Source organism: Streptomyces shenzhenensis (assembly GCF_003688995.1).
Taxonomy (GTDB): Bacteria; Actinomycetota; Actinomycetes; order Streptomycetales; family Streptomycetaceae; genus Streptomyces; species Streptomyces shenzhenensis_A.
Genome location: NZ_PENI01000010.1, coordinates 17860 through 36456 on the forward strand (window position 1 = coordinate 17860; position 18597 = coordinate 36456).

The following is an 18597-nucleotide window of genomic DNA, read 5'->3' on the forward strand; positions in this document are numbered from 1 at the left end:
TGCCGCGGTGCAGGTCTTCCCGGCGAGGACTGCGAAGAGGGTCTTGCAGAGCGGGGTGCCGACGCCGTGGCGGTCAGCCCCGTGGTCTCCACCGAGGTGCCGTAAACCGGCCGGTCCGGGGCTCACAGTTCTTTTTCGTACCAGGTCACGTCCCAGTAGCGGTCGAATTTGCGGCCTACCTGGTGGTGGGTGCCGATGTGGTGGAAGCCGAAAAGAGGGCCTTGTAGAGCAGCGTGCCGATGCCGCGGCGGCCGGCCCGTGGGGCGACGTACACCGTGGTCTCCACCGAGGTGCCGTACGCGGGCTTCGGACGGTAAGGACTTGATGTGGCGTAGCCCAGAATTTCCTGAGAGTCCGCGTCCACGGCAACCATCAGACGATGCGAGCCGTCTTCCGGGTGAGAGAGCAGCCAAGGGCGGCGCTCTTCCGGACTGAACATCGCGGTGTCGAAGGTGATCGGGGTCTCGCGTACGTAGTGGTTGTAGAGATCCGTAAGGGCTTCGAGGTCGCCCTCGACCCCCGGCCTGACCTGCACCTCTGTACGTTCCGACGGCATCGGGCCTCCTATGTGGCGGCACAGGGTACTGCATGATCAGAAAAACTGGGGGGCGGGTTGGGAATTCTGTCCGGATTCCAGTCGTTGTTTCCTTCGGATGCAGGGCACTCCACGAGAGTCCCAGGAGTTCTCCGAGTGCTGAGCCTCCACCAGGACCACCCGCCAGCCCTCTCCCGAGTTCCCGGCTCCGGCCGGACCGGGGGACCCCGATACGAAAGGGAGCACGCATGGCAACCCGTGCCGTCGCCCGTCGTCAGTCCGCCTCCGGCAAGACGGCCGACAAGGCAAGCAGCGTTCGCGCCCGTGGCGGCGAGATCGCGGACCGCGACCTCGTCGGCATGTACCTCGACGAGATAGCGCGTACGCCGCTGCTCGACGCCGCCAAGGAAGTCGAGCTGTCCGAGACCATAGAAGCGGGTGTGTTCGCGCGACAGGTCCTCGACGGCGAGGAGGAGTCCCGCACGGACGCCACCCGCGAGGAGCTGCAGGCCCTGGTCGCCGCGGGCGAGCGGGCCAAGGACATCTTCATCCGGTCCAACCTCCGCCTGGTCGTGGCCGTCGCCCGGCGCTACCCGCGCAGCGGCCTGCCCCTGCTGGACCTGGTCCAGGAGGGCAACGCCGGCCTGGTGCGCGCGGTCGAGAAGTTCGACTACCGCAAGGGCTTCAAGTTCTCGACCTATGCCACCTGGTGGATCCGTCAGGCGATCACTCGCTCGATCGCGGACCAGTCCCGCACCATCCGGCTGCCCGTCCACCTGGTCGAGGAGCTGGGCCGGATCCGACGCGTGCAGCGCGAGTTCAACCGGGAGAACGGCCGCGACCCCGAGCCCGCGGAGATCGCCGCCGAGCTGGGTTCCACGGGGGAGCGCGTCACCGATGTGCTCGACTGGGCCCGTGACCCGGTCTCGCTGAACATGTCGGTGGACGACGAGGGCGAGACGCAGTTCGGCGATCTGCTGGAGGACACCTCGGCGGTCTCGCCCGAGCAGTCCGTGCTCACGCTGCTGCGCAGCGAGGGTCTCGACGAGCTGATCGGCCGCCTCGACCAGCGCACGGCCTCCATCATCAAGATGCGCTACGGCATAGAGGACGGCCGGGAGCGCACGCTGACCGAGGTCGGCAAGGAGCACGGCCTGACACGTGAGCGCATCCGCCAGATCGAGAAGCACGCGTTGCTGGAGCTGAAGAAGCTGGCCCGCCAGACCGGTTTCGACGCGGCCGCGTGAGCGACGCGAGCCGGACATGCGGGGCGCGCGCGGCTCCTTCCCGTCAGGCGCCGTGCGACCGCCGGACGCCGCGTGCGCCGGGTGGCGTGAGACCGCGCAAACATGGCTGTGTACCGTCGCTTCAACTCCCGGGGCCCCGGGAACAAACCCTCCGGGCCCAGGAGTTGGGGATCGATGGCCCGGGACCGCACTCCCGCGGCCGCACCCGATCCCGTAGAGCCACGTCCCGACGCACTCCCCCCTGCGCCGGGACCTTCCCCGAGCCGGGCTTCGGCGCCTATCCCCCCCCGGGCGCCGGAGCCCGGCTTCTTCTCGTGCCGGCCGGCCCGTCGTTCTCGTCGCCTCCGGGCGGGGCGAATCGGTGGGCCACCCCGTACCTGAACCACGGGGTGGCCCACCGAATGGCAGATTCTGCCACATGGGCATAGCCTGCCGACGTGAGCACCGCCGGCCCCACTGATCCCCGCCCCGACCAGGCATTTTCCGGCCTGGCAGGAGCCGTTTCCGGCTCGCTGACCGAGCGGCGCAAGGCGGAGACCCGGATGGAGATCGCCCGCGCGGCGGCGCGCCTCTTCGCCGGCCGGGGTCTGCGGGCCACCCGCGCCGAGGACATCGCCCAGGCCGCCGGCGTCGCCCCGCGCACCTTCTACCGGTACTTCGCCACCAAGGAGGAGGCCGTCGCCCCGCTCTACGCGGCGGGCGCCCAGCGCTGGGCGGAAGCCGTCCGCGCCGCCCCGGCGGACCTCCCGCTGCCCGCGGCCCTAGAACACGCCGCCCGGCACGTCCTCACTCCCGGCACCGGAGTCTCCACCGCCTCCTGGGAGTGGGTCCGCACCCTCGTCCGCCTCACCCACACCAGCCCCGCGCTGCGCCGGGTGTGGGCCGAGGTGTGCCAGGCGGCGGAGCGGACACTGGCGGAGACCCTGGAGGCACGGCTGGGCCCGCCGGCCGCCGACACCGACGCCTCCGACGCCTCCGGCGGGGCCCCGGCCGCCTCGGAACTGCGCTTCGGCGCGGCGGTGGCGAGCGCGGCGGTGCGGGTGGCCGTCGAGTCGTGGGCCGCGGGCTCGGCGGCGGCCACGGGCGAGGAGGGCCCCGCGGCGCTCGCCCTGCGCAACCTCCGCGCGCTGCACGGCTTCTCCTGGCCGACGGCCTAGCGGGGCCGGCTTCCGGCCCGGCTGACCGGCCCCGGCGGTAGGGCTGCCGAGCCATCGGGCTGCTGGGCAGTCGGGTTACGCGGCTGCTGGCCTGCCGAGCCGTCGGACTGTTGGGCTGCACGGCCATTGGGCTGCCGGACCGCCGGGCCAGGTCGTCAGGGTCACCGGGCCACCGGGGCGTCAGGGGCACCGGGTCACGGGTCGTCGGGCCACTGGGCCACAGAGTCACCGGGCCACCGGGTCATGGCGCGCCCGGTCGTCGAGAGTCGGCCGTGTTCGGGTCAGCTCGTGGCGCGTGTGAGCCGGCCCCCCAACTCCCGTACGCACGCGATGAGTTCCGGCGGCTCCCGGACGGTGAACTCGTGCCCGACGAGGGCCAGCCGCAGCGCGAGCCACTCCACGGGGTCGCCGGTGGAGCCGCGCACGACACAGCCGTGCCCCTCGGCCGGTTCCGGTGTGCCGAGCCAGGCCGGCAGGCGCGGGGCGACGACGTCAGCCGGCGCGGCGAAGCCGACCACGAACCCGTACGTCTCCTGCCGGCGGCTGATCGACCGCCGCAGATACTCCGCCGCATCGCCCGTCGGCAACTCCCGCGGAGCGAACCGCGTCCCGGTCGAGAACGGCTCGCCGACCCGGTCGACCCGGAACGTACGCCAGTCGTCCCGGTCGAGGTCGTAGGCGACGAGGTACCACCGCCGCCCGGTCGACACCAGCCGGTACGGCTCCGTCAGCCGCCGCGACGGCGAACCGTCCCCGGCCCGGTACGCGAACCGCAACCGCTCCCGCCCGGCCACCGCCGACGCCAGCACGGTCAGCGTCTCCGGCGCGATGCTCGCCCCGTCCCCGGTGGTCAGCGGGGTCGTCGCGGCCTGCAGGGTGGACACCCGGTGGCGCAGCCGGGACGGCAGCACCTGTTCCAGCTTGGCCAGCGCCCGCACCGACGCCTCGTCCACGCCCGCCACCGCGTGCCCGGCCCCGGCCCGCAGCCCGACGGCGATCGCCACCGCCTCCTCGTCGTCGAGCACGAGCGGTGGCATCGCCTTGCCCGCCACCAGCCGGTACCCGCCGTCCGCGCCCATGGTCGCCTGCACCGGATAGCCCAGCTCGCGCAGCCGGTCGATGTCCCGGCGGACCGTACGGCGGGACACCCCGAGCCGCTCGGCCAGTTCGGCGCCGGGCCACTCGCGGGGCGTCTGGAGCAGGGAGAGGAGCTGAAGGAGCCGGGCGGGAGTATCCGTGGTCATGCGTCCTCCGCGGTCATGAGCGCGCCGTCGGTGCGCCGCTGTCATGCTTGCGAGCATGCCGCAGAACTAGGACATGATCTGACCTACTGGCACCCTAGCTTCGTCCGCATGACCTCCACCGAGACCCAACCCGCACCGCCCACGGCACCGACCACGGCACCACCCCCTGCTCAGCCCGCCGCGGGCGACCGGCGCCGCTGGTACGCGCTGGCGATCGTGATGACCGCGGCCTTCATGGACCTGGTCGACGTCACCATCGTCAACATCGCGATCCCGTCGATCCAGCGGGACGCCGGCGCCTCCTTCAGCCAGATCCAGTGGATAACGGCCGGTTACGCCCTCGCCTTCGCGGCCGGCCTGATCACCGGCGGGCGCCTCGGTGACATCCACGGCCGCAAGCGGCTCTTCCTCGTCGGCATCGGCGGCTTCACCCTCGCGTCCGCGCTGTGCGGCTTCGCCGTGAACCCCGAGATGCTGGTCGCCTCCCGCCTCCTGCAGGGCGCGATGGCGGCGCTGATGGTGCCGCAGGTCCTGTCGATCGTGCACGCCACCTTCCCGGCGCACGAGCGTGGCAAGGTCTTCGGGCTCTTCGGCGCGATCGTCGGACTCGGCGCCGTGTCCGGACCGCTCCTCGGCGCGCTGCTGACCGAGTGGAACCTGTTCGGCCTTGAGTGGCGGCCCATCTTCCTGATCAACCTGCCGGTCGGTGTCGTGGCCTTCCTGCTCGGGCGGCGGTTCATCACGGAGTCACGCGCCCCGCGGGCCCTCAAGCTGGACCTGGTCGGTGTCGCACTGGTCACACTGGGCCTGCTGATGCTGCTCTACCCGCTCACCCGCGGCCGTGAGCTGGGCTGGCCGCTGTGGGGTCAGCTGTCGATGGCCGGTGCGCTCGTCGTCTTCGCGGTGCTGGTGGCGTACGAGCGGCGCAAGGGCGCGCGGGACGGCTCGCCGCTGGTCGAACTGTCGCTGTTCAGGGTGAAGAGCTTCGCGGCGGGCATCGCGGTGCAGACCGTGTTCGGGCTCGCGCTCGGCATCTTCTTCCTGGTGTGGACGCTGTACATGCAGACGGGCCTGGGCTGGAGCCCGCTGCGCGCCGGTCTGACCGGCGTGCCCTTCTCGATCGCCGTCTCCACCGCGGCCGGCCTCTCGGTCCAGAAGCTGGTGCCGCGCTTCGGCCGCGGGGTGCTCCAGGCGGGCGCGCTGGTGATGGCACTGGGCGTGCTGCTCTACCTCGCCGAGTCCGAGCGGTACGGCCTTGGCATCGCCCCCTGGCAGATGGCGCTGCCGCTGGTCGTCATGGGCGTCGGCATGGGCCTGATCGTCGCCCCGCTGACCGACGCCGTGCTCTCGGAGGTGCCGCGCGAGCACGCCGGCTCGGCCTCCGGGCTGATCAACACTGTCCAGCAGATGGGCAACGCGCTCGGCCTCGGCCTGGTGTCGGTGGTGTTCTTCGGAGTGATCGACGACGGACTGGCCCCCGCCCAGGTGGGTCCGGCCTTCGTGCACGCCTTCCAGCACGCGCTGGGCTGGGTGGCCGCCGTCCTGGGCGCCATCTTCCTGCTGATGTTCGCGCTGCCGCGGCGGCCGGCGCAGCACAGGGAGGGGGCCGAGCCGGCCCTGTCGGTGGAGCAGGAGCCGGAACTCGTGGGGTGAACCCCCGCCGGGCGTCCTGAGCCGTGCCGGAAATGCCCTGCGGGGCGTCTCCGGCACGGCTCGAAGTCCGTTCATGCCCGGATGAAGTCTGAACCTGTTTACTTTTCGGAAATACGGGCGTAGCCTCCAGGCGAAACCACACGTTCGGGCAAGGTCGGAGGTAAGCGGGCATGTACGCACCGGAGCGACAGCAGGAGATCCTCCGACTCGCCCGTGAAGGCGGCCGGGTCGACGTGGTGTCGCTGGCCGAGGAGTTCCAGGTCACCGCGGAGACGATCCGCCGTGACCTGAAGGCCCTCGACCGGGCCGGTCTGGTCCGCCGGGTGCACGGCGGCGCCATCCCGGCCGGACGCCTCGACTTCGAGCCGGACCTCGCCGAGCGCGAGTCCACGGCCGCCGACGAGAAGGACCGCATCGCCAAGGCGGCCCTCGCCGAACTGCCGGCCGAGGGCACGCTCATCCTCGACGCCGGCTCCACGGTGGCTCGGTTCGCCGCGGCCATCCCGCTGGAGGCACAGCTCACGGTCGTCACGCACAGCCTGCCGATCGCGGCGCGCCTCGCCGACCATCCGGGCATCCAGCTCCATCTGGTCGGCGGGCGGGTCCGGCACCGTACCCGGGCCGCCGTGGACGCCTGGGCACTGCGCGCCTACGGCGAGATCCGCGCCGACCTGCTGTTCGTCGCCGCCAACGGCTTCTCGACCGAGCACGGTCTGACCACCCCCGACCTCGCCGAGGCGGCGGTCAAAGCCGCGGCGGTCGCCGCGGCCCGCCGTGTGGTCCTGCTCGCCGACTCCGGCAAGCACGGCCAGGAGCACTTCGCCCGCTTCGGCGACCTGAGCGACGTCGACCTGCTGATCACCGACAGCGGGCTGAGCCCCGAGGACGCCACCGCCATCGAGTGCGGCGGCACGGAAGTGGTGCGCGCATGATCCTCACCGTCACGCCCAACCCGTCCCTGGACCGCACCTACGAGGTTCCCGCGCTGGAACGCGGCGAGGTCATCCGCGCCACCGGCGAGCGCATGGACCCCGGCGGCAAGGGCGTGAACGTCTCGCGCGCCGTGGCCGTCGCCGGCCGCCGCACGGTCGCCGTGCTGCCGCTGGGCGGCGCGCCGGGCGCGCTCGTCGCCGAACTGCTGGACGCGCAGGGCATCGAGGTCGCCCCGGTCCCGGTCGCCGGAGCCACCCGTTCGAACATCGCCCTCGCGGAGTCCGACGGGGTGCTCACGAAGATCAACGCGCCCGGGCCCGAGCTGTCGGCGGCCGAGCAGGAACTGCTGCTGGAGACGGTGCGCGCGCAGTCCCGGCTGGCGGACTGGATCGCCTGCTGCGGCAGCCTGCCGCGCGGGCTCGCCCCCGCCTGGTACGCCGACCTGGTCGCGCGGGCGCACGCCGTCGGTGCCCGTATCGCGCTGGACACCTCCGGCCCGGCCCTGCTGGCGGCGCTGCGCGAACGCCCGGACGTGGTGAAGCCGAACGCCGAGGAACTGGCGGAGGCCGTGGGACGGCCCCTGGCGACGGTCGGCGACGCGGTGAAGGCGGCCGAGGAACTGCGCGAGAAGGGCGCGCGGGCCGTGCTCGCGAGCCTCGGCGCCGACGGGCAGCTGCTCGTGGACGGTGCGGGCGCCTGGTTCGGCAGCGCCCGCGTGGACGTCGTACGCAGCAATGTCGGCGCGGGCGACGCGTCCCTGGCCGGTTTCCTGATCGCGGGCGGCAGCGGCCCCGAGGCGCTGGCCTCGGCCGTCGCGCACGGTGCCGCGGCCGTCCAGCTGCCCGGCAGCGTGATGCCGACGCCGGCCGACCTGGACCCGGCGGCGGTGACGGTCACGGCGGAACTCCCGACGGACCGCGAACTCAGGGAGCCGGTGTCATGAACCCGCGTACGACCCCTCCGAGGGCCCACGCCCGCGAACCGGACCGTAACCGGATCCGGCGAGGCGCTCCGGCACTGGCCGGCGCCACCCCCGTCGACCCCCACAGCACTTCCGTCGCCCCCCACACCCCCGTCCCCACTCCCGCACACCCGATTCCCCGGGCGATACGCGAGCGAAGGAGCCCGCGATGAGCGACATGATCACCGCGGACCTGGTCGATCTCGACCTGTCCGCCGACACCAAGGAAGCGGCGGCACGTGCCCTCGCCGAGCGCATGGTGGCCCTGGGCCGGGTGACCGACCTGGCAGGCTTCCTCGCCGACGTGGCCGCCCGTGAGGCGCAGATGCCGACCGGCCTGGACGGCGGCATCGGCATCCCGCACTGCCGCAGCGAGCACGTCACCGAGCCGACGCTGGCCTTCGGGCGCAGCGCCGCCGGGATCGACTTCGGCGCGGCGGACGGCCCGGCCGACCTGGTCTTCCTGATCGCGGCGCCGGCCGGTGCCGACGACGCCCACCTCACGATTCTGTCCTCGCTCGCCCGGAAGCTGATGAACGCCGAGTTCACGTCCGCGCTGCGGTCGGCGGCCGACCCGGAGACGGCGGCGGCGCTGATCCGCGGGGACGAGCCGCCGACGGCGCAGCCGGCCGCGGACGACACCGCCGTGGCGCCGGCGGCGGCCTCCGCCGGCGCCACGGCGGGCAGTGCGGCCGCCCAGGACGCCCCCGCGCCGAACACCTCGGACCAGGGCGCCGCGGACGGGGCTTCCGGGCCGGCGGAGCAGCCGTTCCGTATCGTCGCCGTCACCTCCTGCCCGACCGGCATCGCCCACACCTACATGGCCGCCGAGTCGCTGGAGAACGCGGGCCGCGAGGCGGGCGTCGAGGTCGTCGTCGAGCCACAGGGCTCGGCCGGCTTCACCCGGCTCGACCCGGCCGTGATCGCGGCGGCCGACGCCGTGATCTTCGCGCACGACGTGCCCGTCCGCGAGAAGGACCGCTTCGCCGGCAAGCCGACCGTCGACGTCGGTGTGAAGGCGGGCATCAACCGCCCCGGCGAGCTGATCGCCGAGGTCCGCGACAAGGCCGCGCGCGGCGAGGTGACGGCCGCCGCCAGGCCGGACGGCAGCCCGGTCGAGCGCTCCGGCGACGCCACCGAGGGCTACGGCACCCGGCTTCGCAAGTGGCTGATGTCCGGCGTCAGTTACATGGTCCCGTTCGTCGCCGCGGGCGGTCTGCTCATCGCCCTCGGCTTCGCGATCGGCGGCTACGAGATCAACAAGGCGCCGTCGGTCATGGACCACTTCGTGTGGACCCAGGCCGACAGCTGGGGCGCGCTGCTGTTCCAGATCGGCGGCGTGGCCTTCGGCTTCCTGGTCCCGGTGCTGGCCGGCTACATCGCCTACGGCATGGCGGACCGCCCCGGACTCGTCCCCGGCTTCGTCGGCGGCGCGATCTCCCTCACCATCAACGCCGGTTTCCTCGGCGGTCTTGCGGCCGGTCTGATCGCCGGTGGTGTGGTGCTGGCGATCCAGAAGATCGACATCCCGGCGGCGTTGCGCGGCATCATGCCGGTGGTGGTGATCCCGCTGATCTCCTCGGCGGTCGTCGGATTCCTGATGTTCGTCGTGATCGGCAAGCCCATCGCCTCCGCGCAGAAGGGCATGACCGACTGGCTCAACGGCCTCAGCGGCACCAACGCCATCCTGCTGGGCGCACTGCTCGGCCTGATGATGTGCTTCGACCTCGGCGGTCCGGTCAACAAGGTCGCCTACACCTTCGCCACGGCCGGCATCGCGGTCGCGAGCCCCAGCGACTCCGCGATGAAGATCATGGCCGCGGTGATGGCGGCCGGCATGGTGCCGCCGCTGGCGATGGCGCTCGCCACGACCGTGCGCGGCAGGCTCTTCACACAGACCGAGCGCGAGAACGGCAAGGCGGCCTGGGTGCTGGGCGCCTCCTTCATCTCGGAGGGCGCGATCCCGTTCGCTGCGGCGGACCCGCTGCGCGTCATCCCGTCCTCGATGGTCGGCGGCGCGGTCACCGGCGCCCTGTCGATGGCCTTCGACGCCACCCTGCGCGCTCCGCACGGCGGCATCTTCGTGGTCCCGCTGATCGGCAACCCGCTGCTCTACCTGGTCGCCATCGCGGCCGGCGTGTGCGTCACGACGGCGCTGGTCGTCCTCCTCAAGGGCATGCGCAGGCCGACCCCGGCGGGCACCGCCGAACCGGCGGCGAACCCGTCCACGGCGTCGGCACAGACGAAGCAGGCGGTGGCGGCGTAGACGCCGACACTCCTGTCCGTTTAATGGTGTTGTGCGTGATTCATGGCACCTGCGAGATAACTCACGGTCCGGGCCATAAGGTCCGGACCGTGGTGTCTACTGGGGCGCATGCCTGATGACGTCTCGATCCTCGCGATGCTCGGCGTGACCCTGTTGGTCCTGGCGGCGGTCGCCTGGACGGCCGTGCTGGTGCTCCTGCTGCGCCGGGCCCGCTCCGAGTGCGCCGCCAGGCGTTCGGGGCGCGGCCTGCCCGGCTTCCCGCGCCCGCGCCAGGCGGCCCCTCCCCTGGAGGCCGTCGAACTGACCCCCGCGGAACAGGACGCGTTCGCGGGCCTGGTACGGCGGCTCGGCCGACGCTGACCAGGGCCGCGCGGCCGCCTGTCGCGCCTGGGCGCGGGCGCGCTCAGATCCGGCGGGCCGCCCGGCGCTCCATGGCGGCGCGGGCCGCGTCCTCCGTGGCGTACACCTCGCACATATGGCGTCCGTCCGGTGTCGCCGTGTGCTCGACCTCCCACAGGGAGAGTTCGCTGCCGTCGCACAGCAGGAACGCGTGCTCGTAGAGCGAGAAGCCGGGCCTCGCCCGGCCGGGCTGCCCCGGGCGGCCGAAGGCCTGGGATATCTGGTGCGCGAACGCCGTCGTGAGCAGCGCGGCCGTCTCCGGGTCCGGCCGGTCCGCGTTCTCCGCGCGGCGCAGCAGCCGGCGCGCATGGTCCGCGGAGTCGTCCGGGATGTACGCGTGCCGCGGCGCGGGGACCGGCGGCAACTGGACCAGCACCGGCAGCTCGAAGTCCGGGTCGTCGGACGGCAGCGGCAGCCGGGCGGTGGCGGCGTGCAGCTCCTCCTCGTCCGCGTACACCTCGTGCTGCGGCTCGCTGCCGGGCGCGGTGTTGTGCACCAGCTCCCAGAGCGTGACCGCGGAGCCGTCCGTGAGCAGCCAGGTGTGCCGGTACGTCTCCCGGTGCAGGCCGGCGCTGTGGTGGGCGGAGTGCAGCGAACCGTCGTGCGCCAGCGCGCAGTCGAGCCGCTGGATCGTCTCGTCGGGCAGTTCGAAGGAGTTCAGGGCACGGCCGAGGAGCCGCGCGAGGTGCTCCTCCGGAGACTCGGGCGACTCGGCTGCTTCGCACGCTGCCGTCTCGTACGGAACGCTCAAGGCTTCTCCCGGCGTTGCTGCATGTCACCTTGTGGGTGCATACCGTAGCCCCTCGATCGGACATCATGTCCGGGAACCGAGAAAACGTACGCCGCGAAAACGCGCGGGCCGCTGGGAAAGTTCCCACACGACCCGACGTCCCGTCAAAAACCCCTGGTCGGACGGCACTTCGCGGCTGGGCGGCGGGGGAGGCGGCACGACCGGGATGTCGTACTCGCCGCCGACCGCCGCGCCCACCTCGCCCTGTCCCGCCTACCGTGTGCCGTACAGCTCCTCGTACGACGGCCACGCTCCGCCCGGTCCGGCCACCGGCTCGGCCGACCGCAGGGCCTTCACGATCGCGCGCGTCACGACGTCGGCACCGGCCGCGAGGATCTCGTTGAGTGCGAGCGGGTTCCCGGCGTCGAGCGGACGCTCCCCGGTGGCCAGCCCGAACACCGTGTCGCCGTCGTTGAGCAGATGCACCGGCCGCACGGCCCGCGCGATGCCGTCGTGAGCGGTGCCCGCCATCTTCTGCGCCTGCGCCTTCGACAGGTCAGCGTCGGTGGCGACCACGGCCAGCGTGGTGTTGAGCGGCGGCGCCTGGTTCCGCGCCGCGGCCTCGGACAGGCGCCGGCCCGCGGCCTCGTGGACAGGTGCCTCCGGATACGTCACCCGCCCCTGGAACAACTCCCCGTACAGCACGCCCGTCCGCGGATCCAGCGCCGATCCCGCGGCGTTGGCGACCACCAGCGCGGCCACCGTGATCCCGGAGTCGAGGACCGTGCTCGCGGTGCCGATCCCGCCCTTGAGCTGCCCCACCACGGCGCCCGTACCGGCACCCACGCACCCCTCGGCCACGGGCGAGCCGGGGGCGGTGGCCGCGGCGGCCTCGACCGCGGCGCGCCCCGTGGCCGCGTCCGGGCGCGCCCGGAAGTCGCCGCCTCGCCCGAGGTCGAAGACACAGGCGGCGGGCACCACCGGCACGACGTGTGCGGGATCCGCCCCGACCCGCACCCCGCGCCCCCGTTCCTCCAGCCAGGCCATCACACCGGAGGCCGCGTCGAGCCCGTACGCGCTGCCGCCGGTGAGCACGACCGCCTCGACCGTGCGCACCAGGTTGCGCGGGTCCAGAGCGTCGGTCTCCTTCGTGCCGGGCCCGCCGCCGCGCACGTCCACGGCGGCCACGGCACCGCCCTCCGGGGCGAGGACGACCGTGGTGCCGGTGAGCAGTCCACCGCCGGTACGGGTGGCGTGTCCCACCCGAAGCCCGGCGACGTCCGTCAATGCGTCAACTGTCATGCCGGCCAGTCTCCCCCGGGCACGGGTCCCCGGCGCCGGGGCGTCGGAGGGCGCGGCCGGGGCGGGCGCAGCTGGGGGTGCCGGGCAGGAACGGGTGCGGTTGGGGTGGCAGGTGGCAGGTGGCAGGTGGCAGGTGGCAGGTGGCAGGTGGTCGTGGCCGGAGCCGGCTGGGGTGCCGGGCCGTGGAGCGCGATCCGCGGCGGCCGATGGCGGGCAGCGGCGGGGAGGCGGCGTAGGGCGGGGGACGCGGCCCGCGGCGTCAGGTGGTGGATACGGCCGGCTTCGCCTGTCTTCCGCCGCCGCGCATCGTGCCGCGCGCGGTGAGAACGACCCCGACCACCACCGTCAGCGCGGCCACGATGCCCGCCGAGAGCACCGACCAGTGGCCCAGGAAGGTGCAGCAGATCACCAGTAGCGCCGAGACCGGCAGCACCAGTTGCTGGGCGATGCCCGCCTTGAAGTGGCGCGCGTGCAGAGCCCAGACCGTCAGCAGATAGAGCGCCGTGGGCAGGGTGACCGCCGCCGAGGCGGACAGGGTCGAGATATGCGCCTTGCCGACCGCCTCCTCGACCGCCACTTCGAGTCCGGCGCCGATCGCGGCGGCCGAGGCGAGGACCACATAGTGGCCGTAGCCCCACAGGAACGCCTGTCTGCTGGAGCGCAGATGCCCGTGGATGGGCACCCCGAAATAGATCCACCAGGCCGAGAAGACGATCAGCAGGCCGCCGGCCGCGATCGGCAGGAGCGTGCTGAAGGCGCCGTGCTCGGCCTCGGCGGACTTCACGGCGACCGTCGCCGCGGCGATCGTCTCGCCGAGCACGATGATCGTGAACAGCCCGTACCGCTCGGCGATGTGGTGCGGATGCCAGGCGGTGGTGTGGTGCCGCTCCGCGTACATCGGCACGCACAGTTCCGCGATCACCATCACCAGGAACACCCAGGGGCGCGCGGGAGCCGGCAGGACCACCAGCCCGAGCCAGCCGACCTGACAGAGCAGCACGCCGCCGGCGTATCTGAGTGCCGTGGTCCGCTCCGCGCCCTCGGCGGTTCTCGCGGCTCGCAGCCACTGCGCGACCATCGCCAGCCGCATGATCACGTAGCCGAGCCAGACGGCGACGTAGTCATGATGCTCGAACGCCCGCGAGATCCCCGAGGCCAGGACCAGGACACCGGCGATCTGGACGAGGGTGACGACGCGGTAGAGCACGTCGTCGTTGTCGTATGCCGAGGCGAACCATGAAAAGTTCACCCAGGCCCACCAGATGGCGAAGAACAGCATCGCGTAGTTCAGGATGCCGTTGCCCGCGTGCCCCTCCGCCACCGCATGCACCAGCTCGGCGCCCGCCTGCGCGACGGCCACGACGAAACACAGATCGAAGAAGAGTTCGAGCGGCGTGGCGACGCGGTGCGGCTCGCCGCGTCCGCGGGCGGTGAGCCGGCGCAGCGGGTGGGGTGTGTGGGGAGCGCCCGCGGCGGCGGGCGGCGGAACGGAACTCGACATCACGCCTCTCAGCACAGCAGAAAATCTCACCGAAATCCTGTGAGGCGGTTCACGCCGGCGCATGGGTCCGGAACGCGGCGGGAAAGGCCGGGCCGGATGCTGTCCGGGTCGGCCGGAGCGGCTCACCGTGCGGGGGCCGGCCGGCCCGGGGCCGTACCCTTGACGCATGAGTACCGCCCCCGAGCCGCGCGGCCCCAAGGCCGCGCTCGTCTTCGACGACCCGCTCAACCAGCAGTCCTCGGACGACACGGACCGCGGCTGGGGCGAGACCGGCGACGGTGACGGCGCCGCCGACCTCAAGCGCTTCCTCGACGAGAAGCCGCCCCACCACCTCTGAAGGGGACTTTGCGGGGCCGCTACCGCTGGTCGTGGCCCGAGCCGCGCTGTGCGACCAGTGCGTCGCGGATCTCCTTGAGCACCTCCAGCTCGCTCACCTCGATGACCTCGCGGGTGCCCTCCCTCGCCTTCCTGCGGGCCTCCACCCGGGACAGGTACTTCGCCATGGGCAGCACCATCAGGAAGTAGACCACCGCGGCGGTGATCACAAAGCTCAGCGCGGCGCCGAGGACCGAGCCCCACATCAGCTGGATGCCGTTCGTGCCCGAGCACGACGCGCTGAGGCATGAGCTGTAGTGGTCGAGGTTCTGTGTGCCGATCGCCCCGACCAGCGGGTTGATGATGCCCTTCACCACCGAGTTGACGATGTTCGTGAAGGCCGCGCCGATGACCACCGCGACCGCCAGGTCGACGACGTTGCCGCGCGTCAGGAAGGCCTTGAAGCCTTGCCAGATGCTCGGATCCTTCTTCTCGCTCACCTCGGGGACTCTCCTCGTGCGCACAGGATGGGGAACAAAACGCTCCGCAACCTACGGCACCATGCGGCCATCCTGTCCAATTTTTTCCCTCGAACGAGGGACTTGACAGCGTGTCGTCAAGACGTGGTCCGCCGTGGTTCAGCACAGCGTCACCGCCAGGCGTGCCGTCGTGCTCGCTCCTACGAGCCGCGCCGCCGTGGCGCGCGGCACCGAGAGCATGACGAGTGCCCCGCTCTCCGCGGCGCCTTCGAGGGGCTCCGGCAGCCTCGTCACCCGCGCCCCGCGCGCGATCACCTGGGCCTCGCCGCCCGTGGTGGGATCCTGCGCGGCGATGACGTCCACCCGGTCACCGGGCCGCAGCAGCCGGACGGTGGCGGCGTCGGCGATCCGCACCGGTGCCGTCACGACCTCGACCGTGCCGGGCCGTCGTACGGGCTCGGCCGCGGGGTGGCCGCGGGCCCGCTCGGCGTGGTGCGGCTCCGTCGTGGCGTGCGGCCCGGCCGCCACCAGCGCGGCGGCGGTGACGGCGAGGCCGGCGGCCACGGCCCGCCTGCGGTGCCGGACGAGCCGTTGCAGTCCGTACCGCCCGCCGCGCACCCGCACCGGCGGGAACTGCGGGACCTCGCAGATGGCGGGCGCGTCGGTGCCGAGCGGGCGCGGCACGGGAAGCGGAGGCGGAAAGGACGCAGGGGCGGCGGGGAAGAACGGCGGAGAGGGAGCGGCGGAAGGCGGGGGAGCGGACGTCGAGGACGGCGGGGGAGCGGAAGCAGCGGACGGCTGGGAGAAGTGCGGGGGAGAGACGGGCATGAGGACCACCACCTGCGGCGCGGAATCGGCTTGCGATGCCACGATGACGCCTCGCGCCGCCGCTCGCCGGAGCCGGTGGACCACAGCCCGACTGTGGATAACTCGCCCACCCGAACGTGAAGTTCCGCCGCGGCGGCGCCAACCTCACACGCCTTGCCGCCGCTCGCCCCCGCCCTCACCTACGGCAGCTCGAACCCCGGATCCATCCCGCCGAGCGCGCCGACGCACAGGCAGTCCCGTGCGGCGGTCTCCGGCAGCGCCGCCACCGCGTCGAACAGCACGCCCCTCAGCCGGTCCACATTGGCGGCGAACACCCGCAGCACCTCGTCGTGCGAGACGCCCTCGCCGGTCTCCGCGCCCGCGTCGAGATCGGTCACCAGCGTCAACGACGTGTAGCACAGCTCCAGTTCACGGGCGAGCGCCGCTTCGGGGTGGCCGGTCATGCCCACCACCGACCAGCCCTGCGCCTGATGCCACAGCGACTCGGCGCGGGTGGAGAACCGCGGGCCCTCCACCACGACCAGCGTGCCGCTGTCCACCGGCTCCCAGTCCCGGCCGCGGGCGGCCTTCAGCGCGGTGGCCCGACCGGTGGGGCAGTAGGGGTCGGCCAGGGAGACGTGCACCACGTTCGGCACGGTGCCGTCGGGCAGCGGCAGCCCGTCGAAGTACGTCTGCGCGCGCGATTTCGTGCGGTCCACGAACTGGTCCGGGACGAGCAGTGTGCCGGGCCCGTACTCGGGCCGCAGGCCGCCCACGGCGCAGGGGCCGAGGATCTGGCGGACGCCCACCGACCGGAGGGCCCAGAGGTTGGCCCGGTAGTTGATGCGGTGGGGCGGCAGGTGGTGGCCGCGGCCGTGCCGGGGCAGGAAGGCGACCTGCCGGCCCGCGATCTCGCCGAGGAAGAGGGAGTCGCTGGGCACGCCGTAGGGCGTGTCCACCTGGATCTCGGTCACGTCGTCGAGGAACGAGTAGAAGCCCGAGCCGCCTATTACACCGATCTCTGCGTGCGCCATGACGAGCACATTAGCTGGCGGGGAAAAAGCCGGCGAAGCGGCGCCGATCCGGGACGCCGAAGACCCCACCGTCGGGTGACGGCAGGGTCTCGTGGGAGGAGTCTCAGGCGGCCGAGCTGCCGCTGGAGCCTGATGCCGACGAAGACGCCGAGGATGCCGAAGACGACGACGATGACGCCGAGGAGGACGACGACTTCGTGTCGGACGAGGAGTCCGAGGAGCCGGACGCGGCGGGCTTCGCGGCCGGGCTGCTGCTCGACGAGGAGCCGCGGCTGTCGTTCCGGTAGAAACCGGAGCCCTTGAAGACAATGCCGACCGCGGAGAACACCTTCTTCAGGCGGCCACCGCAGCTGGGGCACTCGGTCAGGGCGTCGTCGGTGAACTTCTGCACCGCCTCGAGGCCCTCGCCGCACTCGGTGCACTGGTACTGATAGGTCGGCACTGTCTTCCTCCTGGCACTCTCACTCGTTGAGTGCTAACGACGGTCCATAGTGACGTATTCCCGTCGATCAGTCCACCGGGACCGGTGAGCGGTGACCGACGCCACGCGCGACGGTACGGTGCCGGGGCGGGGCAACCAGCCGCGAACGCAGTGCCAGCAAGGTGACCAGGGCGAGCAGGGTGCCGCCCAGCGGCACCAGGAATCCGGCGCCGTCCCACAGCCGGTCCTCCAGCTGACCCGCGACGGTGACCGCGGCCGCCTGGCCGAGCGCGACCGCGCCGGTCAGCCAGGTGAACGCCTCGGTGCGGGCGCCGGCCGCGACCAGATTCTCCACCAGGGTGTAGCCGGTGATCAGGGCGGGCGCGATGCACATGCCGACGAGCAGGCCGAGCCCGGCGAGCGGGAGCGCCGAGTGGGCGGTCCACAGGGCGGACGCGGCCAGCGCGAGCGCCGTGTAGCCGAGCACGAGGCGGCGCTGCGGTGCGCTCTTCCAGGCGATGGCGCCGCACGCGATACCGGAGAGCATGTTGCCCGCCGCGAAGGTCCCGTACAGGACGCCGTTCAGACCGGGCTCGCCGATCGACTCGCTGAACGCGGCGAGCGAGACCTGCATGCCGCCGAAGACGGAGCCGATGCCCAGGAACGTCACGATCAGCACGCGCACACCGGGGACGCGCAGCGCGGAGGCCTGCCGTACGCGCGCGTGGCCGCCGGCGGTCACCGGGGGCTGGGTGCTGCGGCGCGCGGCGAACAGCAGACCGCCGAGGAGTGTCAGCGCGGCCTCCGTGACCAGGCCCGCGGCCGGGTCGACCGTCGTGCACAGGGCCGTGGCCAGCAGCGGGCCGACGACGAAGGTCAGCTCGTCCGTGACGGACTCGAAGGCCGCGGCGGTGGCCATCAGCGGGGAGCCCTGGAGCCGTACGCCCCAGCGGGCGCGCACCATGGGGCCGACCTGCGGCACCGAGGCGCCGGTCGGCACGGCCGCCGCGAACAGTGCCCACAGGGGTGCGTGCGACAGTGCGAGCGCCGTCAGGGACATGCCTGACAGCGTGTGCACGAGGACGCCGGGGATCAGTACCGCGCGCTGGCCGTGCCGGTCGGCGAGGCGCCCGCTGTAGGGGGCGAACAGTGCCATGGAGACGCCGGTGACGGCCGCGACGGCGCCCGCGGCGCCGTAGGAGCCGGTGGTGTGCTGCACGAGCAGCACGATGGAGAGGGTGAGCATCGCGAACGGCTGGCGCGCCGCGAAGCCGGGGAGCAGGAATGTCCAGGCGCCGCGCGTGCGCAGCAGTTGTCCGTATCCCGGGCGGGACGGTGCCGCCGGGTTCTCCGACGGCTCGGTGGTGACCGTGGACGCCACGGCCCGTGCCTTTCTGCCGCCTGGTAGCGCGACCGTTGCCGGGCCGTTCGCCTCCGGAGCGCGCTCCTTCGGTTCACGCGCCGTGCGGGGGCGCCGAGAGCTGTCCTCTTGCGCGGGACTGCGGTAGATACCGGCGCCCACTGCTCAGGGATGTCCGGCCGCCATACGGTCGCGCCAGCTCTGCGTCAGACAGAGTTGGTTCGATGAATTGATCCGATCAGGAAGGCCTTCA

The 18597-nt window shown here is 72.6% G+C and carries 17 protein-coding genes and 1 pseudogene; 8 read left to right on the forward strand and 10 right to left on the reverse strand.

The window, feature by feature from the left end; translation table 11 throughout:
- Nucleotides 1–122: 122 nt before the first annotated feature.
- A pseudogene (locus CTZ28_RS17510) lies at nucleotides 123–556 on the reverse strand (GNAT family N-acetyltransferase).
- Between the two features lie 227 nt (nucleotides 557–783).
- Here CTZ28_RS17510 and CTZ28_RS17515 point away from each other — a divergent pair.
- The gene (locus CTZ28_RS17515) at nucleotides 784–1782 is read left to right on the forward strand and encodes a sigma-70 family RNA polymerase sigma factor (protein WP_121890358.1); all 999 of its coding nucleotides are present in this window, start codon (nucleotides 784–786) and stop codon (nucleotides 1780–1782) included.
- A gap of 437 nt (nucleotides 1783–2219) precedes the next feature.
- A complete protein-coding gene (locus CTZ28_RS17520; protein WP_398656140.1) occupies nucleotides 2220–2939 on the forward strand; it encodes a TetR/AcrR family transcriptional regulator in 720 nt (239 codons plus the stop codon).
- Between the two features lie 281 nt (nucleotides 2940–3220).
- On the opposite strand, the gene CTZ28_RS17525 is transcribed toward CTZ28_RS17520, so the two are convergent.
- Nucleotides 3221–4183 (reverse strand): helix-turn-helix transcriptional regulator, encoded by a 963-nt coding sequence (locus tag CTZ28_RS17525; protein WP_121890360.1) that lies wholly within the window; start codon nucleotides 4181–4183, stop codon nucleotides 3221–3223.
- Nucleotides 4184–4291: 108 nt separating this feature from the next.
- On the opposite strand from CTZ28_RS17525, the gene CTZ28_RS17530 reads away from it, so the two are divergent.
- The 5 genes from CTZ28_RS17530 to CTZ28_RS17550 all read left to right on the forward strand — a co-directional run bounded on the left by CTZ28_RS17530 (nucleotide 4292) and on the right by CTZ28_RS17550 (nucleotide 10356).
- Nucleotides 4292–5836, forward strand: coding sequence for an MFS transporter (locus CTZ28_RS17530; RefSeq protein WP_121890361.1), 1545 nt, complete (start codon nucleotides 4292–4294; stop codon nucleotides 5834–5836).
- Nucleotides 5837–6006: 170 nt separating this feature from the next.
- A complete protein-coding gene (locus CTZ28_RS17535) occupies nucleotides 6007–6768 on the forward strand; it encodes a DeoR/GlpR family DNA-binding transcription regulator (RefSeq protein ID WP_121890362.1) in 762 nt (253 codons plus the stop codon).
- Nucleotides 6765–7712 (forward strand): 1-phosphofructokinase, encoded by a 948-nt coding sequence (pfkB, locus tag CTZ28_RS17540; protein ID WP_121890363.1) that lies wholly within the window; start codon nucleotides 6765–6767, stop codon nucleotides 7710–7712. The genes CTZ28_RS17535 and pfkB overlap by 4 nt, the downstream gene beginning before the upstream one ends.
- A 187-nt stretch (nucleotides 7713–7899) precedes the next feature.
- Complete coding sequence (locus CTZ28_RS17545; protein ID WP_121890364.1) at nucleotides 7900–9996, forward strand: PTS fructose transporter subunit IIABC; 2097 nt, start codon at nucleotides 7900–7902, stop codon at nucleotides 9994–9996.
- A gap of 108 nt (nucleotides 9997–10104) precedes the next feature.
- Nucleotides 10105–10356 (forward strand): hypothetical protein, encoded by a 252-nt coding sequence (locus tag CTZ28_RS17550; RefSeq protein WP_121890365.1) that lies wholly within the window; start codon nucleotides 10105–10107, stop codon nucleotides 10354–10356.
- Between the two features lie 43 nt (nucleotides 10357–10399).
- Here the strand turns inward: CTZ28_RS17550 and CTZ28_RS17555 are convergent, their stop codons facing one another.
- The 3 genes from CTZ28_RS17555 to CTZ28_RS17565 form a co-directional block, all read right to left on the reverse strand.
- Nucleotides 10400–11146 (reverse strand): DUF6227 family protein, encoded by a 747-nt coding sequence (locus CTZ28_RS17555; protein ID WP_121890366.1) that lies wholly within the window; start codon nucleotides 11144–11146, stop codon nucleotides 10400–10402.
- Nucleotides 11147–11398: 252 nt separating this feature from the next.
- Complete coding sequence (locus CTZ28_RS17560) at nucleotides 11399–12427, reverse strand: P1 family peptidase (RefSeq protein WP_121890367.1); 1029 nt, start codon at nucleotides 12425–12427, stop codon at nucleotides 11399–11401.
- Nucleotides 12428–12686: 259 nt separating this feature from the next.
- Nucleotides 12687–13928: a low temperature requirement protein A gene (locus tag CTZ28_RS17565; protein WP_220795359.1), complete on the reverse strand. Its 1242-nt coding sequence runs from the start codon at nucleotides 13926–13928 to the stop codon at nucleotides 12687–12689.
- A 166-nt stretch (nucleotides 13929–14094) separates the two neighbouring features.
- Here CTZ28_RS17565 and CTZ28_RS47050 point away from each other — a divergent pair, with 166 nt between their 5' ends.
- Nucleotides 14095–14265: a hypothetical protein gene (locus tag CTZ28_RS47050; RefSeq protein ID WP_183154445.1), complete on the forward strand. Its 171-nt coding sequence runs from the start codon at nucleotides 14095–14097 to the stop codon at nucleotides 14263–14265.
- Between the two features lie 19 nt (nucleotides 14266–14284).
- On the opposite strand, the gene mscL is transcribed toward CTZ28_RS47050, so the two are convergent.
- From mscL to CTZ28_RS17590, 5 genes are all read right to left on the reverse strand, one after another.
- Nucleotides 14285–14743, reverse strand: a complete 459-nt coding sequence (gene mscL, locus CTZ28_RS17570; protein ID WP_121890369.1) for a large conductance mechanosensitive channel protein MscL — start codon at nucleotides 14741–14743, stop codon at nucleotides 14285–14287.
- 138 nt (nucleotides 14744–14881) lie between these two features.
- On the reverse strand, nucleotides 14882–15406 hold the full coding sequence (locus tag CTZ28_RS17575; RefSeq protein WP_121890370.1) for a CpaB family protein: 525 nt from the start codon (nucleotides 15404–15406) through the stop codon (nucleotides 14882–14884).
- A 323-nt stretch (nucleotides 15407–15729) separates the two neighbouring features.
- The gene (locus CTZ28_RS17580; protein WP_121890371.1) at nucleotides 15730–16563 is read right to left on the reverse strand and encodes an S-methyl-5'-thioadenosine phosphorylase; all 834 of its coding nucleotides are present in this window, start codon (nucleotides 16561–16563) and stop codon (nucleotides 15730–15732) included.
- A gap of 103 nt (nucleotides 16564–16666) precedes the next feature.
- Nucleotides 16667–17005 carry an FmdB family zinc ribbon protein gene (locus tag CTZ28_RS17585; protein ID WP_121890372.1) on the reverse strand — a complete coding sequence of 113 codons (339 nt, stop codon included), beginning with the start codon at nucleotides 17003–17005 and terminating at the stop codon, nucleotides 16667–16669.
- 67 nt (nucleotides 17006–17072) lie between these two features.
- The gene (locus tag CTZ28_RS17590) at nucleotides 17073–18365 is read right to left on the reverse strand and encodes an MFS transporter (protein WP_121890373.1); all 1293 of its coding nucleotides are present in this window, start codon (nucleotides 18363–18365) and stop codon (nucleotides 17073–17075) included.
- Between the last annotated feature and the right edge of the window lie 232 nt (nucleotides 18366–18597).

Excerpts from the sequence above, each read along its gene's own strand:
- CTZ28_RS17515 (WP_121890358.1), top strand. The coding sequence starts at position 784 with ATGGCAACCCGTGCCGTCGCCCGTCGTCAGTCCGCCTCCGGCAAGACG.
- CTZ28_RS17525 (WP_121890360.1), bottom strand. The coding sequence starts at position 4,183 with ATGACCACGGATACTCCCGCCCGGCTCCTTCAGCTCCTCTCCCTGCTC.
- CTZ28_RS17530 (WP_121890361.1), top strand. The coding sequence starts at position 4,292 with ATGACCTCCACCGAGACCCAACCCGCACCGCCCACGGCACCGACCACG.
- CTZ28_RS17535 (WP_121890362.1), top strand. The coding sequence starts at position 6,007 with ATGTACGCACCGGAGCGACAGCAGGAGATCCTCCGACTCGCCCGTGAA.
- pfkB (WP_121890363.1), top strand. The coding sequence starts at position 6,765 with ATGATCCTCACCGTCACGCCCAACCCGTCCCTGGACCGCACCTACGAG.
- CTZ28_RS17545 (WP_121890364.1), top strand. The coding sequence starts at position 7,900 with ATGAGCGACATGATCACCGCGGACCTGGTCGATCTCGACCTGTCCGCC.
- CTZ28_RS17550 (WP_121890365.1), top strand. The coding sequence starts at position 10,105 with ATGCCTGATGACGTCTCGATCCTCGCGATGCTCGGCGTGACCCTGTTG.
- CTZ28_RS17560 (WP_121890367.1), bottom strand. The coding sequence starts at position 12,427 with ATGACAGTTGACGCATTGACGGACGTCGCCGGGCTTCGGGTGGGACAC.
- CTZ28_RS17565 (WP_220795359.1), bottom strand. The coding sequence starts at position 13,928 with ATGTCGAGTTCCGTTCCGCCGCCCGCCGCCGCGGGCGCTCCCCACACA.
- CTZ28_RS47050 (WP_183154445.1), top strand. The coding sequence starts at position 14,095 with ATGAGTACCGCCCCCGAGCCGCGCGGCCCCAAGGCCGCGCTCGTCTTC.
- CTZ28_RS17580 (WP_121890371.1), bottom strand. The coding sequence starts at position 16,563 with ATGGCGCACGCAGAGATCGGTGTAATAGGCGGCTCGGGCTTCTACTCG.